This is a genomic window from Clostridium felsineum DSM 794 (assembly GCF_002006355.2).
GTDB lineage: Bacteria > Bacillota > Clostridia > Clostridiales > Clostridiaceae > Clostridium_S > Clostridium_S felsineum.
The window spans coordinates 3,693,268-3,708,242 of record NZ_CP096980.1; the positions used below are offsets into that span (position 1 = coordinate 3,693,268).

Annotated in this window: 12 protein-coding genes; 5 read left to right on the forward strand and 7 right to left on the reverse strand. The window is 27.7% G+C overall.

Annotated elements, in window-relative coordinates; translation table 11 throughout:
* Positions 1-157 precede the first annotated feature (157 nt).
* From CLFE_RS17355 to CLFE_RS17370, 4 genes are all read left to right on the forward strand, one after another.
* Positions 158-895: an alpha/beta fold hydrolase gene (locus CLFE_RS17355; protein ID WP_077894144.1), complete on the forward strand. Its 738-nt coding sequence runs from the start codon at positions 158-160 to the stop codon at positions 893-895.
* A 540-nt stretch (positions 896-1,435) separates the two neighbouring features.
* A complete protein-coding gene (locus CLFE_RS17360) occupies positions 1,436-2,161 on the forward strand; it encodes an alpha/beta fold hydrolase (protein WP_077894145.1) in 726 nt (241 codons plus the stop codon).
* A gap of 50 nt (positions 2,162-2,211) precedes the next feature.
* Positions 2,212-3,696, forward strand: a complete 1,485-nt coding sequence (locus CLFE_RS17365; protein ID WP_207651395.1) for a methyl-accepting chemotaxis protein — start codon at positions 2,212-2,214, stop codon at positions 3,694-3,696.
* Between the two features lie 169 nt (positions 3,697-3,865).
* A complete protein-coding gene (locus tag CLFE_RS17370) occupies positions 3,866-4,870 on the forward strand; it encodes a ketoacyl-ACP synthase III (RefSeq protein ID WP_077833939.1) in 1,005 nt (334 codons plus the stop codon).
* Positions 4,871-4,911: 41 nt separating this feature from the next.
* Here the strand turns inward: CLFE_RS17370 and CLFE_RS17375 are convergent, their stop codons facing one another.
* Both CLFE_RS17375 and CLFE_RS17380 read right to left on the reverse strand, forming a co-directional pair.
* The gene (locus tag CLFE_RS17375) at positions 4,912-6,699 is read right to left on the reverse strand and encodes a motility associated factor glycosyltransferase family protein (protein ID WP_077894146.1); all 1,788 of its coding nucleotides are present in this window, start codon (positions 6,697-6,699) and stop codon (positions 4,912-4,914) included.
* 71 nt (positions 6,700-6,770) lie between these two features.
* Positions 6,771-7,763: an Ig-like domain-containing protein gene (locus CLFE_RS17380; protein ID WP_077894147.1), complete on the reverse strand. Its 993-nt coding sequence runs from the start codon at positions 7,761-7,763 to the stop codon at positions 6,771-6,773.
* On the opposite strand from CLFE_RS17380, the gene CLFE_RS17385 reads away from it, so the two are divergent.
* Positions 7,735-8,019, forward strand: a complete 285-nt coding sequence (locus CLFE_RS17385) for a hypothetical protein (RefSeq protein ID WP_139356187.1) — start codon at positions 7,735-7,737, stop codon at positions 8,017-8,019. The two genes, CLFE_RS17380 and CLFE_RS17385, sit on opposite strands and share 29 nt — an antisense overlap.
* Positions 8,020-8,036: 17 nt before the next feature.
* Here the strand turns inward: CLFE_RS17385 and CLFE_RS17390 are convergent, their stop codons facing one another.
* The 5 genes from CLFE_RS17390 to CLFE_RS17410 all read right to left on the reverse strand — a co-directional run bounded on the left by CLFE_RS17390 (position 8,037) and on the right by CLFE_RS17410 (position 14,894).
* Positions 8,037-10,076 carry an Ig-like domain-containing protein gene (locus tag CLFE_RS17390; RefSeq protein WP_077894148.1) on the reverse strand — a complete coding sequence of 680 codons (2,040 nt, stop codon included), beginning with the start codon at positions 10,074-10,076 and terminating at the stop codon, positions 8,037-8,039.
* 164 nt (positions 10,077-10,240) lie between these two features.
* On the reverse strand, positions 10,241-10,810 hold the full coding sequence (locus tag CLFE_RS17395; RefSeq protein WP_077894149.1) for a zinc dependent phospholipase C family protein: 570 nt from the start codon (positions 10,808-10,810) through the stop codon (positions 10,241-10,243).
* Positions 10,811-10,967: 157 nt separating this feature from the next.
* Positions 10,968-12,326 (reverse strand): right-handed parallel beta-helix repeat-containing protein, encoded by a 1,359-nt coding sequence (locus tag CLFE_RS17400; RefSeq protein WP_077833935.1) that lies wholly within the window; start codon positions 12,324-12,326, stop codon positions 10,968-10,970.
* A gap of 415 nt (positions 12,327-12,741) precedes the next feature.
* Complete coding sequence (locus tag CLFE_RS17405) at positions 12,742-12,939, reverse strand: cold-shock protein (protein WP_077833934.1); 198 nt, start codon at positions 12,937-12,939, stop codon at positions 12,742-12,744.
* Between the two features lie 269 nt (positions 12,940-13,208).
* Positions 13,209-14,894, reverse strand: coding sequence for an alpha-keto acid decarboxylase family protein (locus tag CLFE_RS17410; RefSeq protein ID WP_077833933.1), 1,686 nt, complete (start codon positions 14,892-14,894; stop codon positions 13,209-13,211).
* Between the last annotated feature and the right edge of the window lie 81 nt (positions 14,895-14,975).

The window sequence follows — 14,975 nt, forward strand, 5'->3', positions numbered from 1 at the left end:
AATATTAACTAAAATGGTGATATATCATATAATATTTTGATTTTGATTGGTAGAAAATATATAATAAAATCATATTTTGATTTTTTTACTTTATATTCATAAGAAAAACACTAAATTATAATTAGTTATTTAAAAATAATATTAGGGAGAGATTATTATGTTACATTATTTACAAGTTGGTAATAAAAACAATTCTAAAACATTGCTTTTTATACATGGAAGCGGTTGTAATTTAAAAGTTTTCGGAGAACTTCAAAAATATTTAGAAGATTATAATTGTATACTTATTGATTTAAATGGTCATGGTGAAAGTGAAGGTCAGTGTTCTTCTACTGTGTATGGTTATATTGATACTGTTACCGACTTTATTGAAAACAATGAAATAACAAAAAATCAAGAAGATATTACTTTGATAGGTTATAGTATGGGGAGTACTATAGCATTAGGTATATCATTAAAAAAATTACCCAATATAAAAAGAATTGTCTCTTTAAGTGGTGGTGCCAAATTCAAGTTAAATTCAGAATTCCTAAAAAAAATTTATCACAATCAAATTGATTTAGATTATCTAATACAATGTACTGGTGACATAACTGATCCGCTGTGTAAAAAATACCTAGGAACACTTGAATCAAACCAGGATATAATGATAAATGACTTAATAGCTTGCGAACTAATTAACTTAGTGCCTGAACTTAAAAATATTAATATTCCTGTATTAGCTATTGTAGCAAAAGATGATAGGGTTGCTTTAGTTGGATATTCAAAAATTATAAATAGAGAAATACCAAATTCAGAATTGAAAGTTTTTCAAAAAGGTAAGCATTTCCTATTAGTAGTAGAAGCTCAAAAAGTAGCAAATGAAATTAAAACATTTATACTTAATAAAAAATAATCAAATATTTTTTGTTGCATATTCTTTTTACCTAATGTACTACTAAATTTAATTAAACCGACTTCAATTAAATTCTATTCACTTGATGATAAATCAATATAATAATTAAACATGTAATTAGATATTAATTTTTGTCTTATCGTACTGGCCCTACGCTTTTGTATAAATTAACAAAAATATAACTTTAAGTAAATAGTATTTTAGTTAATTTACTTGCTGATGCAATCAAAGAACCTTATAATATGATTATTTCTGGTAAATTTTTATTTTTATATAAAATAATCAAAAAAATATACGAAATATTACCTATAAAGTAATTATTAATAATAATTACTTTAATATCAAATAAAATGATTAGTTACTAAATTTAACATTACATTAATACAACACTTTGATTTAGCTTGGCAAAAAGTGTATAATTGAAATATATTTTCATTAAATTACTATATTTATTTACATATCAAAAATATATCATTTTATTAGTCCTTTTTAAAAATATTTCTTTACGTACTTAACAAATAATATTAGGGAGTGAGTATTATGTTACATTATTTACAAGTTGGCAATAAAAATAGTTCTAAAACACTGCTTTTTATACATGGAAGCGGTTGTAATTTAAAAGTTTTTGGAGAACTTCAAAAATACTTAGAAGATTATAATTGTATACTTATTGATTTAAATGGTCATGGCGAAAGTACAGGCCAGTGTTCATCTACTGTATATGGTTATATTGATAATGTCGTTGATTTTATTCAGACCTGTGAAGCAACAAAAAATCAAGAAGATATTACTTTGATAGGTTATAGTATGGGGGGAGCCATAGTTTTAGGTGTAGCATTAAAAAAATTACCTAATGTTAAAAAAGTTATCTCATTAAGTGGTGGGGCTAGATTTAAATTAAATACAGACTTTTCACAAGAGATTTATCACAATCAAATTGACATGAATTACTTAATTAAATGTGTAGGTGGTATAGAAAATCCCCTATCCAAAAAGTACTTTGAAACATTTGAAACTAACAAAGAAATAATGATAAATGATTTAATTGCTTGCGAACTAATTAACTTAGTTCCAGAACTCAAAAATATTGATATACCAGTATTGGCTCTTGTTGCCAAAGATGAAATTCTTACTCTTGTAGAATATTCCGAAATCATAGACAAGGAAGTACCGAACTCTCAATTGAAAATCTTTGAAAGCGGAAAACATTTTTTATTAGTAGTACATGCCGAAGAAGTAGCTAAAGAAATTAAGAGTTTTCTTTAAATTTTAATAATGTCTTACCTTGTTAACAAAGGTATTATGAGGTGATTATAATGAATTCTAACTTATTAAATAAAACAGAAAAAAAAATGAACTTTTATTTGTTTGCAATAGACTTTTCAATGCCCTTTATAGCATTTGCTTTTATTGAATTATTTTTAAATGGTACATCAAAGGATGTTGTTTCTTTTGTTGGTTCTGCCTTTGCATTACTAATAAAAATCTTTGAAAAACCCCTTAATAAATATGCTAAATACCTATATATTTCTGTCGTACCTGTTATGGGTGCAATTGTTATCGCTTATTCAAATGATGGAAAATTTGGTGCTATGACACAAGCTTATTTTCTAACATTAATACTTGCAGTAGCTTACTATAGCAAAAAAGTGGTTATCGTTGAATGTATTGCAACCATAGTTTCAAATTCTATATTAGGATTTATTTTCAAAGATTCATTTTTAAAACTAAATAGTTTTGCTGTATGGATATTCTTACTTTTTGAATTTATAACTGCTGCTGCTATTGCTGCTCTTGTAGCTGATCAAACTTACAAATCATTTATTGATTTAGAAGAAAAAGAAGCTGAAACTAATAAATTATTGACTTATCAAACAAATTTAAGTAACAAAGTAAAAAGTATAGTTGATACCCTTAAAAAATCTTATACTTATATATTTGAATCAATAAATAATTTTAACATAGCTTCTAAACAAATTTCAGAATCTTCTCAGCAAATTGCTTCTGGTTCAATAAATCAAAACAACGAGGTTGAAATTACTTTTAAAATATTCAATGATTTAGCAAATAGTATATCAAACGCTGAAAATGAAATAAACCTAGCTATAAATAGTATGAACAATCTTAAGTCCAACAATAACTCAGGTATGAATGCAATAGATGAACTTTCAAACAAATTTAATGAAAATGTAAAATCTACAATTACTGTATTTGATGAAATCGAAAATTTATCACAAAAATCGACTTCAATAGGAAATATAATACAAACAATAAACGGAATTGCCGAACAAACTAACCTATTAGCTTTAAATGCCGCAATAGAAGCTGCTAGAGCTGGAGAGTCAGGCAAAGGCTTTGCTGTAGTAGCAGAAGAAATACGAACACTTGCCGAACAATCCTCTACATCTACGAAAGAGGTATCTGATATTCTTGGCGAAATAATAAGCATAGTTCACAATGCTCAAAAAACTATGAAATACAATAAAGATGTAATGGGTGAATCTGATAAAAAGTTATCTACAACTATTGATTGTTTTAAATCAATATTAACATCCTCTGATAATATTATTGAATTAATAAATAACTTTGATTTAGAACTTAAGAAAATAAAAGAACAAAAAAATAATTCTCTTAATTCTATGAAAAAATTATCTACAATTTGTGAAGAATCTACTGCAGCTACAGAAGAAGTAAGTGCATCAACTGAAGAACAAGCTGCTTCTATCGAAAGCGTTATGAATTCAATAAATGAGGTTAATTCAAACATTAACGATTTATCAGAAATTTTAAATAAAAAATAATAAGTATAAATTAATTAGTATATGTAAAATATAATAAAAAATTGACTTTTTATCATATATAATGTAAAATAAAGTATGTATTTCTTATATTGTTCATTTTTTCAATATAATATAAATACATACTTATTTTATATATTTACAAAAATTTAATTAATAGAGGTGTAATAAATTGTTAAGTAATAATGCTGTTATTAAAGACATCGCATACTATCACCCTGACAATTTAGTAGGAAATGACTATTTTATCAAACATTTTGATAAACAGGGAATAGACATAAGATCATTGTTGAGCGCTTTTGGCAGAAAATATAGATATATATCTAACGACATAAATGAAACAATTCTTACAATGGGAATTAAGGCTACTGAGAAACTTCTAGAAAAATCAAAAATCGATCCTAATGAAATAAATACAATAATATTCTCTACAAGCACACCCGAATATATTTCTCCATCCAATGCAATAGAGATTCATGAATCGATAAGAGCAAGCTCAAAATCAACAGTCTATGATTTAAACGCTAACTGTGCTGGTATGCTTGTAGCAATTGATCAAGCTAGTAGGTCTATGCGAAATAATCCAAATATAAAATATTCTCTTATTGTCGGTTCTGACCAATTAAACAGATATTCAAGATATGACCAAGCTATTACTTACGCAAATTTTGGAGATTCAGCTTGTGCGATACTCTTGGAAAACATCTCAAATACCGAAAATGGCTTTATAGATTCTGATTTTTATACAAATTCAAGCACTCATGATAAAGTTGTTCTACCTGCTAAGGGTCTATCTTCGGCAATACACGACAAAAGTTTACCTATAAAAGATAAATTGGTAGAGTGGAATGATTTTGACAATAGAGGTACTTTTCTTAGTGCAACAATATCAATAAATATACTATTAGAAAGAAATAACTTAAAAAAAAGTGATATAAAAAAATATTTTATTTCCCAATTTTCAAAGGGAGGTATAGAATATGTATGTGATTTACTAGAAGAAAACCAAAATAAATTCACATTCATAGGCGATAGATTTGGTTATACTGGTACTACAAGTCCATTATTAGCTTTGGCAAACGCAATAGAAAACAACGAATTGAATAAAGGCGATTATGTTATATTTTGGACTGTTGGTGCCGGAAGTACTTGTTCTTGTATACTTTATAGATATTAACAGTAAAAAGGTCTTGATATATTTTCAAGACCCTTTTCTTTTTACAATTCTTCAACCTCCTCAATACATTTCTTAATTAGACTTAAGATCTTATCCATACATTGTATATAAAGTTCACAAACAGCCTTATTTCTAAGTGCATATTTTATTCCTTTAATTTTTGGAGTATCATTTAAACTTTCGACAAACTCTTTATTATTTATAATTTTTTTAAGCGGAACAAGTGCAAGTATATTTATAAGACTATTTATATAAATTTTTCCTTCAGCTGCTTCATCTATTTTTGAGAATTCACTTACTACTTTTTTAATGTCAATTTTAATATTGCCATTATTATAAGCATATATTTCTTTGCATAATTCAACACCATTAATATATTGAGCTTTTATAAACATAATTTCTTCTTCAATTTTCATAATCTCATGAACAATTCTATACTTATCAAATTTTTCAGTTGTAGTATATGCTTTCTTTAATGCAATTTCAGCCATTATTTTATCTTCGCAAAACTTTTCTAGCATTTCTTTAAACCTTGCTACTTTAGTGCCCTTTATTTCTGCACCACCCTCAGTACAATTCACAAAATTAATATGTTTATTTTCAGCTATATACTTTTCTAACCATTCTTTAAAATTTTGAAAGGACATATTAGTTAAAACTTTTTCCTCATAGTTTCCTTTTACATAAAACAAATCACTTCTATTATCTATTTTATTATGTTCATACCTAGCCCCAGAAAAATCATCATGAAACTTATTATCTGTAAATGCAAGATCTTGTCCTATAAACATAATATTTTTACAACCAGAATATACGGCAATAAGACTACACAAATGGGCTACGGATGATATTCCTGGAAACTTATCATATTTATTTTTTGTTATCTTATTTATAAAGTCATTAAACAATACTGTAGCAAATATATTCTTCCCTTCTAACTTCTTTACTGTTTTTGCATTAGCATGTTCTGTACTAACAAAATAAAGCTCCTTATCGAAAGAATTTTTAGTAAAATCATATACTATGTCTAAACTATCCACTGTACATACTATATGTGGTATTATCCCTTCGCTTGCCATATAATCCAAATTCCTTGATCCCGTTATTATAACTACTTTATCATTATATTCCTTAAGGTAATGAATATTTTTACTTAAAGATGGTCCTGATGAAACTATTACAGCAGTCTTATCTTTAAATATATTTTTTAAATTTCTAATAGAATTACTTTTGATAATATATGGTATATTTTCAAAAACACATTCGAGTATATTCTCTGATATTATTGCAAGTGTATTTTTATTGACCACTGCATTATTAAATGCTTTTTTTATATTTTCTACACAGGTTTTCACAAAATCTACATCTATCTCGTTATACCCGGGGCAAATAACAACATTCACTTTGTCAGAAAAAAACATACTTCTTACATTATTTTGGAGCACAAAATCCACATTTTTGTTATTACAAAATTCAATAGTTACTCTTTCATCTTTCAATATGTACGAAACATCTTCTCTTCTTAGTGCAAAATTTAATATATCTTGATTATTTTCAAATATTATTAGTTTACTATTACCTATACAATTCAAAATTTTTTTTGCACATATTCCAATTCCAAAGCCAATTAGTATGTAAACCTTTTTCTCTTCTTCTATATTTTTGACGTATTCATCTATTCTTTTATCCTCATAGTCAAAATATATTCTTTTATCTTTTTCTATAAATACAATTCCATCATTAGTTTCCCCAACACCTTGTACTTCTTTTTTTATATCTATTTTATGTTTATCTCTTAATACTTTTATATTGTTTTCATAAAAATTCATGGTATCATTCCTTTATTAAAAAATATTAGATATAAAGAATTGACCTAATAAAAGGTCAATTCTTATAGCAGCTATTTTGTTTTAAAATAGAACTTATATTGATTTTTATTGCCTTCATCTGTGTTACTTATTAAATTTCCATTTTCATCTGTTATACCCTTTATCACTACATAATATGTTTTATCTTTATTGAGTTTATTTGCACTTGGTTTAATCACTATTTTCTTTTTATCTTGTGACAAGTCTACTGTATAGGAACTCTCATCTAAAGCCTTGTTATTATCCCCTTCATATACCTTAACTGAAGATTTTGATACATTTCTAAATTCCTTAACTCCTTTTTCTGCTTCTACTATAAAACCACTATAGCTTCCATCTGTATCTATATCTGGTATTAAATTTTCCATATTAATTGCTGAACTAGTAGTTATAATTTTAGATTCTTCTTTATTTATTTTGCGCATTGGTGCATCATTTTGTATAATTGATTTACTTTCTTGTACATCACCCTTTTTAGACAATTGAGCCCTACTTTTATTGTCTTTAAAAGTATTTTCTCCTATCTCTGTTTTAAAATAAAATTTATATTGGTTTTGAACATCACTATCTGTATTTAATATTGGATTTCCTGCAATATCTGTAACTCCATTTATTACAGCATAATATATTTTATTTTTCTCTAAACCATTAGCTTTAGGTTTTATTATTATGTCTTCATCATCCCAAGATTCATCAACTGTGTAAGCATCTTTAGAAACTTCAGTACCACTTTCATAATCACATATTTTCACAGTATCCTGCGAAACATTGGTAAGTCCCCCAGTATAGTAATTATTTTCTGCATTTATAACAAAGCCATTATAACTTCCATCTGTTTTTATGTCTGTTATTAAGCTTCCTACATTTATTGATGAACCTGTGTTTTGTAATTCAGAAGCACTTCTATCTAATTGAAGCATTGGTGCAGGTCCTGTTGTAAAGTTTATTGTTTGTGAATTAGTCATTAAATTTCCTGAATTATCTGTTATACTTCCTATGCTTAATTTATATACACTATTAGGCATAAATCCTATAATACCAGAAGCTGTTGTTGGATGTACTATTATTTTATCCTTACCAGTTTCATTATCTATTCTTGTTAACTTTATAAGCTTATTAGGTAGATTTCCTACTCCTGCATATACCGAACTTCCTGCTGAATTCTTCTTTACAACATCCTTATCTTTAAATTCTATAATAAGACTATTAGCATTATTATTTACATTCTTATCTCCATCATTAATTTTAGTTTCTCCATATAAATCTTGTCCATTATTGTAATCATATCCACAGTATACTTAATTCACTGTAGGACCAATTGTATCTTCGGTTGCAAAATAAAATTTATATTGATTGTTTACACCATTATCGGTATTCAATATTGGATTTCCTTCTATATCCGTGACTCCATTTATCACTACAGAATATATTTTGTTATTTTGTAATCTATTGGCTACTGGTTTTATTATTATTTTCTTCTTGTTCCAAGATGTACTTACTGTATAAGAATCAGCTGATACAGGTTTATTTCCATCATTTTCATATAATTTGACAGTACTACTTGATACATTCTTTAAGCCATCATTTTCATCACTACTCCCCGCATCTACAACAAATCCACTATAACTTCCATCTGTTTTTATGTCTGTTATTAAACTTCCTACATTTATTGATGAACCTGTACTATCAACATTTGAAGCTTGTTTATTTACACCAAGACGTGGAGCTGGTCCAGTTGTAAAGCTTAATTCTTGAGGATTACTTAAAATATTTCCCGAAGCATCTGTTATATTTCCTATACTTAAATTGTAAGTACTATTCATAGCAAATCTAACCAAACAAAACGAAGACATACAATTTATAACTATTTTATCCTTTCCATCTCCCATTTGATCCGTATCATCTATAAATTGTATTCCTTTTTCACCATTTACATTTCCTTGTGTTAAATCTACATAAGTTTCTACTCCTGTATTAGGATCCACTCTAGATAGTTTTATGATATTATTGGCAAGTATTCCACCCCCTGCATATACTGAACTTCCTGTTGCATTTTTCTTTACAACATCTTTGCTATTGAATTCTATAACAAGACAATTCGTAAAGTTATCTGCATTCTTTTCTCCATTGTTTAATTTATCTGTAAAATAGGACATATCATCTTTGCTCCATGTATATCCAAGATGAATTCCTGCTACACTTAATTTGGTTTCATTTTGGGTTTGAAAATAAAATTTATACTCATTAATATTTTTACTATCTCTATTTAATATTGGATTTCCTTCTATATCTGTTACTCCATTTATTACAACTGAATATATTTTATTTTTTTCTAGTTTATTTGCTACAGGCTTTATTATTATTTTTTTGTTATCAAAAGATTCACTCACAGTATAATCATCTTTATCTATAGGAACATTGCTTCCATATTCATATATTTTAACTGTATCTTGAGATACATTTATAAGTCCATCGCCTGGATCACTACCTCCTGCATCTACTACAAATCCTCCATAACTTCCATCTGTTTTTATATCTGTTATTAAACTGCCTGCATTTATTGATGAGCCTATATTCATTATGCCCGAATCATTTTCATTAATACTAAGATATGGTGCTGGTCCAGTTGTAAAATTTAATTCTTGAGGATTACTCAATACACTTCCTGATACATCTGTTATATTTCCTATACTTAATTTGTAGGTACTATTAATGTGAAAATTCGTCAAATAAATTCCTGACATTGAATTTATAACAATTTTATCTTTTCCATTTCCGCCTAGATCTGTATCATCTATGAATTGTATACACTTATGCCCATAAAAATCGCTTTGAGATAAATCAATATCTACCTTTTCTCCTGTTATACTATCTACTCTACTTAATTTTATAATATTATTTGCTAATGCTCCCATTCCTGCATATACTGAACTTCCTACTGCATTTTTCTTTATAACATCCTTGCTATTAAATTCTATAACTATTTGATTATCATATGTAGGAATATTAGTATTTTTATTATTAAAATTAAGGTCAGCATCACTATATAAGTTTCCATAGTTCCTACTTGTAGTATATATATTATCTATGACTACTGGTTGTGATGTCTTTTTTACATTTTTATCACTCTTGCTCTTATTTCCAGATAATTCTATAGCCTGCCTAGTTGTCCTAATATTTTTGCTTTTATCCCCTACTGTATATCCCTGATTTACTTTTTCAGCTTTAACTATCTGTCCAAGTGTTGATGTTGTTAAAGCTGTTACTTGAGTGGCAATATATGATGTTGACAGTGCAACTATACCTATGTTTTTCCAAATAGTTTTTGATTTTTTCATTAATCCCATCCCTTTATATGTAAATTTTGGTTTTTTGTATATAGTATTATATTCGTTATAATCTATGTAAAATTAATACTTATTTGCTTTTATAAAAAAATACATTAACCTTGTATAATATTTTAATCATATTCTACAAACAGGTTAATGCATTTTAAAATTTGTTAACTACACTCCAATTTATATTTTTCATTATAAAGCATGCTAGAATAAACTATTAATTTTGAAACTTCCATAGCGGCATTTAATGCATAGTTTATATCTCTACTAACTCCCTTCATTTTAATATTGTACTCTTTTTCTATATTCAATACTATTTCTTCAATACTGTATCCATGAATATGACTGGAGGTATTATCCAATCTTCCATTAAACAATAATACTATAAAATTATACTCAAGCTTTAATTCATAAATAAAGTGTTCCAAAATCCCCTTTTTCTCATTTCCCTCTCTGTGATAAAGACAAAAATAGTCACAAATATAATGACAAATCACCCCTAAGGATATTGAAAACTCTTCAACTGAAATAGAACTCTTAATAACTCCATCAGCATATTGGATTAAACTTTCTAAACTTTCGTTTAAGGTATGCGGACATTCCATTTCTTTATTTGAAAAATCCGGCTTTATATTTCCTAAAGCAAATTTTATTTTGTCTAATTTAAACTTTGTATCTCTTAATATTTCTTTATAAATAATATGTGAAAACAGCAAGTGTGTATCAGTTATCATGTATTACACCTCCTACTTCTATCATATTATATACTTTTGTAAATTCAATTTACTTTGAGTTAAATTTATGTAAAAAAGCTACTTTAAAACAACATAATGTTGGTCCAAAGTAGCTTTATATAAAATTTACTGACTATCTAATTTGATTGTCTACAAACTAATTCCAAAAACTAAAATTCATGTATGAAGGAATTTTATTCTCTCTAAGTTCTTCTCTCATTTTTGATATTGCAGTATTGAATTCAGCTGTTATAGCTGCTTGTTTGCTTGCATCTACAATTGATACAGTTCCACCTTGTGGTTGTTTTAAGCCTTTTACTTTGAAAGCCTGTGCATTAACAAAAGTTCCTGCCTTCATTAAATCAAGAACATAGTCTCCTTTTACATTTCCAAATCCCATTCCGTTAGTAAGATTTATAGTTCCAGCTCCATTATTTTCGTCAAAACCCTTTGACATATTATTTGCTGCAACACAATCTGTTAAGTTTCTAATTCCACTTGTTTGTGCTCCATATTTTGAAGATCCTGATCCCATTTTAAATCCATTACCATTACCACTGCATTTTCCGATTGTTAAATCATTATCTACTGGAAGATTGTTTGCCTTATCATAAGCTCCTGTAAATACTGAAGCATCTCCACAATGATATGCTACACAGTGATCATATGTTACATCAGCTGTATCTACTCCAAAACTATCCCAAGCATCATCTGAATTTTCAGCAGATACGCAGTGTGAAAATACAGTACCTTTTCCTAGATAAAGCTTTGCAGCAAATCCATCAGCATTTCCACCACTTGTTAAGATATCAAAATTTCTATATGATACACAACCTGTTACTTTAGTGTTGTTAGGGCGTACATCTAATCCTGCTTTTTCAAGTCCTTTACTTCCTGAAATTTGAAGACCTGCATCCCCATTGTAACGGAATACACAATCAGTTATTGTATTATTATCTGGTTTTCCAACATTAGTAGTGTCTTTTGGATTAGCGGCATTAAAATTCGGTTTTATTAAAATTCCATTATCATAAGCTTTTTCAATTATAAGTCCTTTTATTGTATAAGCTCCTCCTGTTATTCTAACTCCAACATATCCATCTCCTGTTTGTTTAGGACTAAGCTTTTGTGCTGCTGTTCTAAAAGATGTAAAGTCAAGCACTGGAGTATATCCTGCTGCTGCTTCTATTGTAATGTTTGAATCTATCTTATCAAGAACAAGTTGACTTGTACAATCAAGAGTATTAGCTGCTATTTGTATTGTTTGACCACTTGTTGCTGATGCAACTGCCGCCTTTAATTCATCAAAACTAGAAACTGTAATAACATCTCCAGCCTTAGGTTTAACTGGTTGTTGTTTTGTTTGATTAGAAATTACAGGTTTATTTTTGTGTGAATTAGTTCTATGTGCTGCACTTACATTTATGCTTGATGACATTCCATAAAAAGAAACACTTGATAGAATTAACATTGAAACAACCGCTTTTGATAACATTCCTTTAGTACTCTTTAACATTTTTAAAACTCCCCTTATTATATAGATTTCTATTATAAAAAACTTATAGCATTAGCTAATTTTTTCTATAAGAAATCATTATTATTATAAGCCTTACTGCAAAAACATACAAAAGTTTATATATCTTTTTTACTTTTATCATTTGTAAGAATTATATGTTGTATTACAGTAAAGCCTACAATTAAATATTACTATAAATTGTTACCGTTAACAAGCCCTGTTTAAGCTTGTATTACATGCATGTTTTTATATTTTAAGCTTTACCTTCACATATTTATTTCTTACTAATTTTCTCTTCACATTTTAGTTAAATATTTATTTTTACGTTATGTTTTTCAACTGAAATTTTTATCCTAATAATTTTATACGCAAAAAAACCCTCGGATAATACCCGAGGGTTGAAAACTTCTTTTACTTATGCAAGTGTGATGTTTTCTGCTTGAAGTCCTTTTGGTCCTTTAACTACATCATAGTTAACTTTTTGACCTTCTTCAAGAGTTTTGTATCCTTCTGCATTTATTTGAGAATAATGAGCGAAAACGTCATTTCCATCTTCTCCTGTAATAAATCCAAAACCTTTTTCTCCATTAAACCATTTTACTGTACCAGTCATATACTGTATACCTCCAAAATTTTATTGATCTTAAACTCATTGTAATACCTCACCAATAAAATTCCTTACCTACCAAACTTTATTAAGTATTAATCGGATATATTGTGCTGCATTATTTACTACTAAATTTAAGTCTTTATTAAGCTTAACACAGTTTTAAAAATAAATCAACTTTTTTTATTAATTTTCTTTTCATTACCTAATACAAGAATAATTTTCTTCTAGTATGTAGCTAATAATTGTTAATCTCTTTGAACTATTAGACAAAATTATTTTTCTCCTTTTAACCACTTTTCAGATTCTTCTAAGGCTTTTGGCAAATCATTTTGATCCATAATTACTTCTATAAAATTTAAACATTCTTCGTTTTTATTAATATTGTTTAAAACCACTTCAAGTTCTTCTTCATTTTCAATTTTATACGAATTAAAATTCTTTTCTTTAGTTAAAGCATAAGGTAATTTATTGTATTGCCACATATTAATGTCATTATAACATTCATTTCTTCCATGTATTAATCTTTCTATAGTATATCCATTATTATTAATCACAAAAATTATCGGTTTTATATTTTGTTTTAACATAGTTGATAATTCTTGAGCCGTAAGTTGAAATGAACCATCTCCGATTATCAAAATATTTCTACGATTAATATCCGCCAATTGTGAGCCTAATAATGCAGGTAAGGTGTATCCTATGGAGCCCCATAGCGGTTGATTTATGTAAATTGAATCCTTGGGAAGTGGTATTCGAGAAGAACCAAAAAACGGTGTTCCTTGATCAGCAATTACAATATCTTTTTCTTTTAGAAATTCATAAATACGTTGCCAAAAACGTTTCTGTGTTAGTTTTTTATTAGATTTAGGTATATATTTTTCTTCAGACAAATGATACTGCGATATATTTGACTTAATATTTAATTGATTTGAATTTCTATGGTTAATTATTAACGTTAACTCATCAATAACATCTTTTATAAATATTGCATTATATTGTTTATCCTTAATCCTTGAACTGTGTGGATTTATCTCTATAATTTGAGAATCAGAAAATCCTTGAGAAAAACCTCCTGTGTTAAGATCTGTTAGTTTTATTCCAAGGCTTATAATACAATCAGCCTCATCTACTCTTTTTCTAACATAATCAGAGCTTAAAGCCCCACTATAGATTCCAATGAACTGTGGATCTTTTTCTGGAAAAACTCCCTTTCCCATACTTAAAGAAGCAACAGGAAATCCTGTTTTTTGGGCTAAATTATACAAACTCCCTCTTGAACAATAACGATCTACCTGAAAATCCACTAAAATAACAGGTTGCTTCGAGTTCTCAATTTTCAATTTAGCATCCTTAACAAATTCTGCTAGTATTTCTTTGTTGCTTTTAATTTTTTCTTTTACTAAATCTTCAATTTCGTTACCAACAATTTGATTGCATATAACTGGTTTGTTACATACATCCATAGGCAAATTAATATGAACCGGGCGTTTTTCCTTTAAACATTCCACTAAAACCCTATTTATTTCCTCAACAGCATTCTCTTGAGTTAAAAAAGTTTGAGCAACTGTAACTTCTTTAAACATATTACTAAAATGATTAAAGTCTCCATCACCTAGTGAATGATGTACACATAATTTTTCTTTAATTACATTTGTACTTGGTGTACCTGTAATCTCAACTACTGGTACATTTTCTGCATAAGAACCCGCTATACCATTAATTGCGCTCAATTCTCCAACACCATAAGTTGTAACAAGCGCTGATATTCCATTTATTCTAGCATATCCATCAGCAGCATATGCAGCATTAAGCTCATTACAATTACCAACCCACTCCAAATCATTATGTTTTAATATATCATCTAAAAATGTAAGATTATAATCACCTGGAACACCAAATATATGCTTTACCCCCAATTTATGAAGTTGCTCAAATAAATATTCGCTTACAGTATACATATAAATTCCTCCTAATCGTTAAATGTAAATAGAATTTTTGATAATTTTTCATATGCAATTCAAAACACCTTATTTTATGTT

Bases quoted from the DNA above. Each gene is read 5' to 3' on its own strand.
- CLFE_RS17355 (WP_077894144.1), top strand. From the start codon at position 158: ATGTTACATTATTTACAAGTTGGTAATAAAAACAATTCTAAAACATTG.
- CLFE_RS17360 (WP_077894145.1), top strand. From the start codon at position 1,436: ATGTTACATTATTTACAAGTTGGCAATAAAAATAGTTCTAAAACACTG.
- CLFE_RS17365 (WP_207651395.1), top strand. From the start codon at position 2,212: ATGAATTCTAACTTATTAAATAAAACAGAAAAAAAAATGAACTTTTAT.
- CLFE_RS17375 (WP_077894146.1), bottom strand. From the start codon at position 6,699: ATGAATTTTTATGAAAACAATATAAAAGTATTAAGAGATAAACATAAA.
- CLFE_RS17385 (WP_139356187.1), top strand. From the start codon at position 7,735: ATGCTTAATTTATATACACTATTAGGCATAAATCCTATAATACCAGAA.
- CLFE_RS17380 (WP_077894147.1), bottom strand. From the start codon at position 7,763: ATGCCTAATAGTGTATATAAATTAAGCATAGGAAGTATAACAGATAAT.
- CLFE_RS17390 (WP_077894148.1), bottom strand. From the start codon at position 10,076: ATGAAAAAATCAAAAACTATTTGGAAAAACATAGGTATAGTTGCACTG.
- CLFE_RS17395 (WP_077894149.1), bottom strand. From the start codon at position 10,810: ATGATAACTGATACACACTTGCTGTTTTCACATATTATTTATAAAGAA.
- CLFE_RS17400 (WP_077833935.1), bottom strand. From the start codon at position 12,326: ATGTTAAAGAGTACTAAAGGAATGTTATCAAAAGCGGTTGTTTCAATG.
- CLFE_RS17405 (WP_077833934.1), bottom strand. From the start codon at position 12,939: ATGACTGGTACAGTAAAATGGTTTAATGGAGAAAAAGGTTTTGGATTT.
- CLFE_RS17410 (WP_077833933.1), bottom strand. From the start codon at position 14,894: ATGTATACTGTAAGCGAATATTTATTTGAGCAACTTCATAAATTGGGG.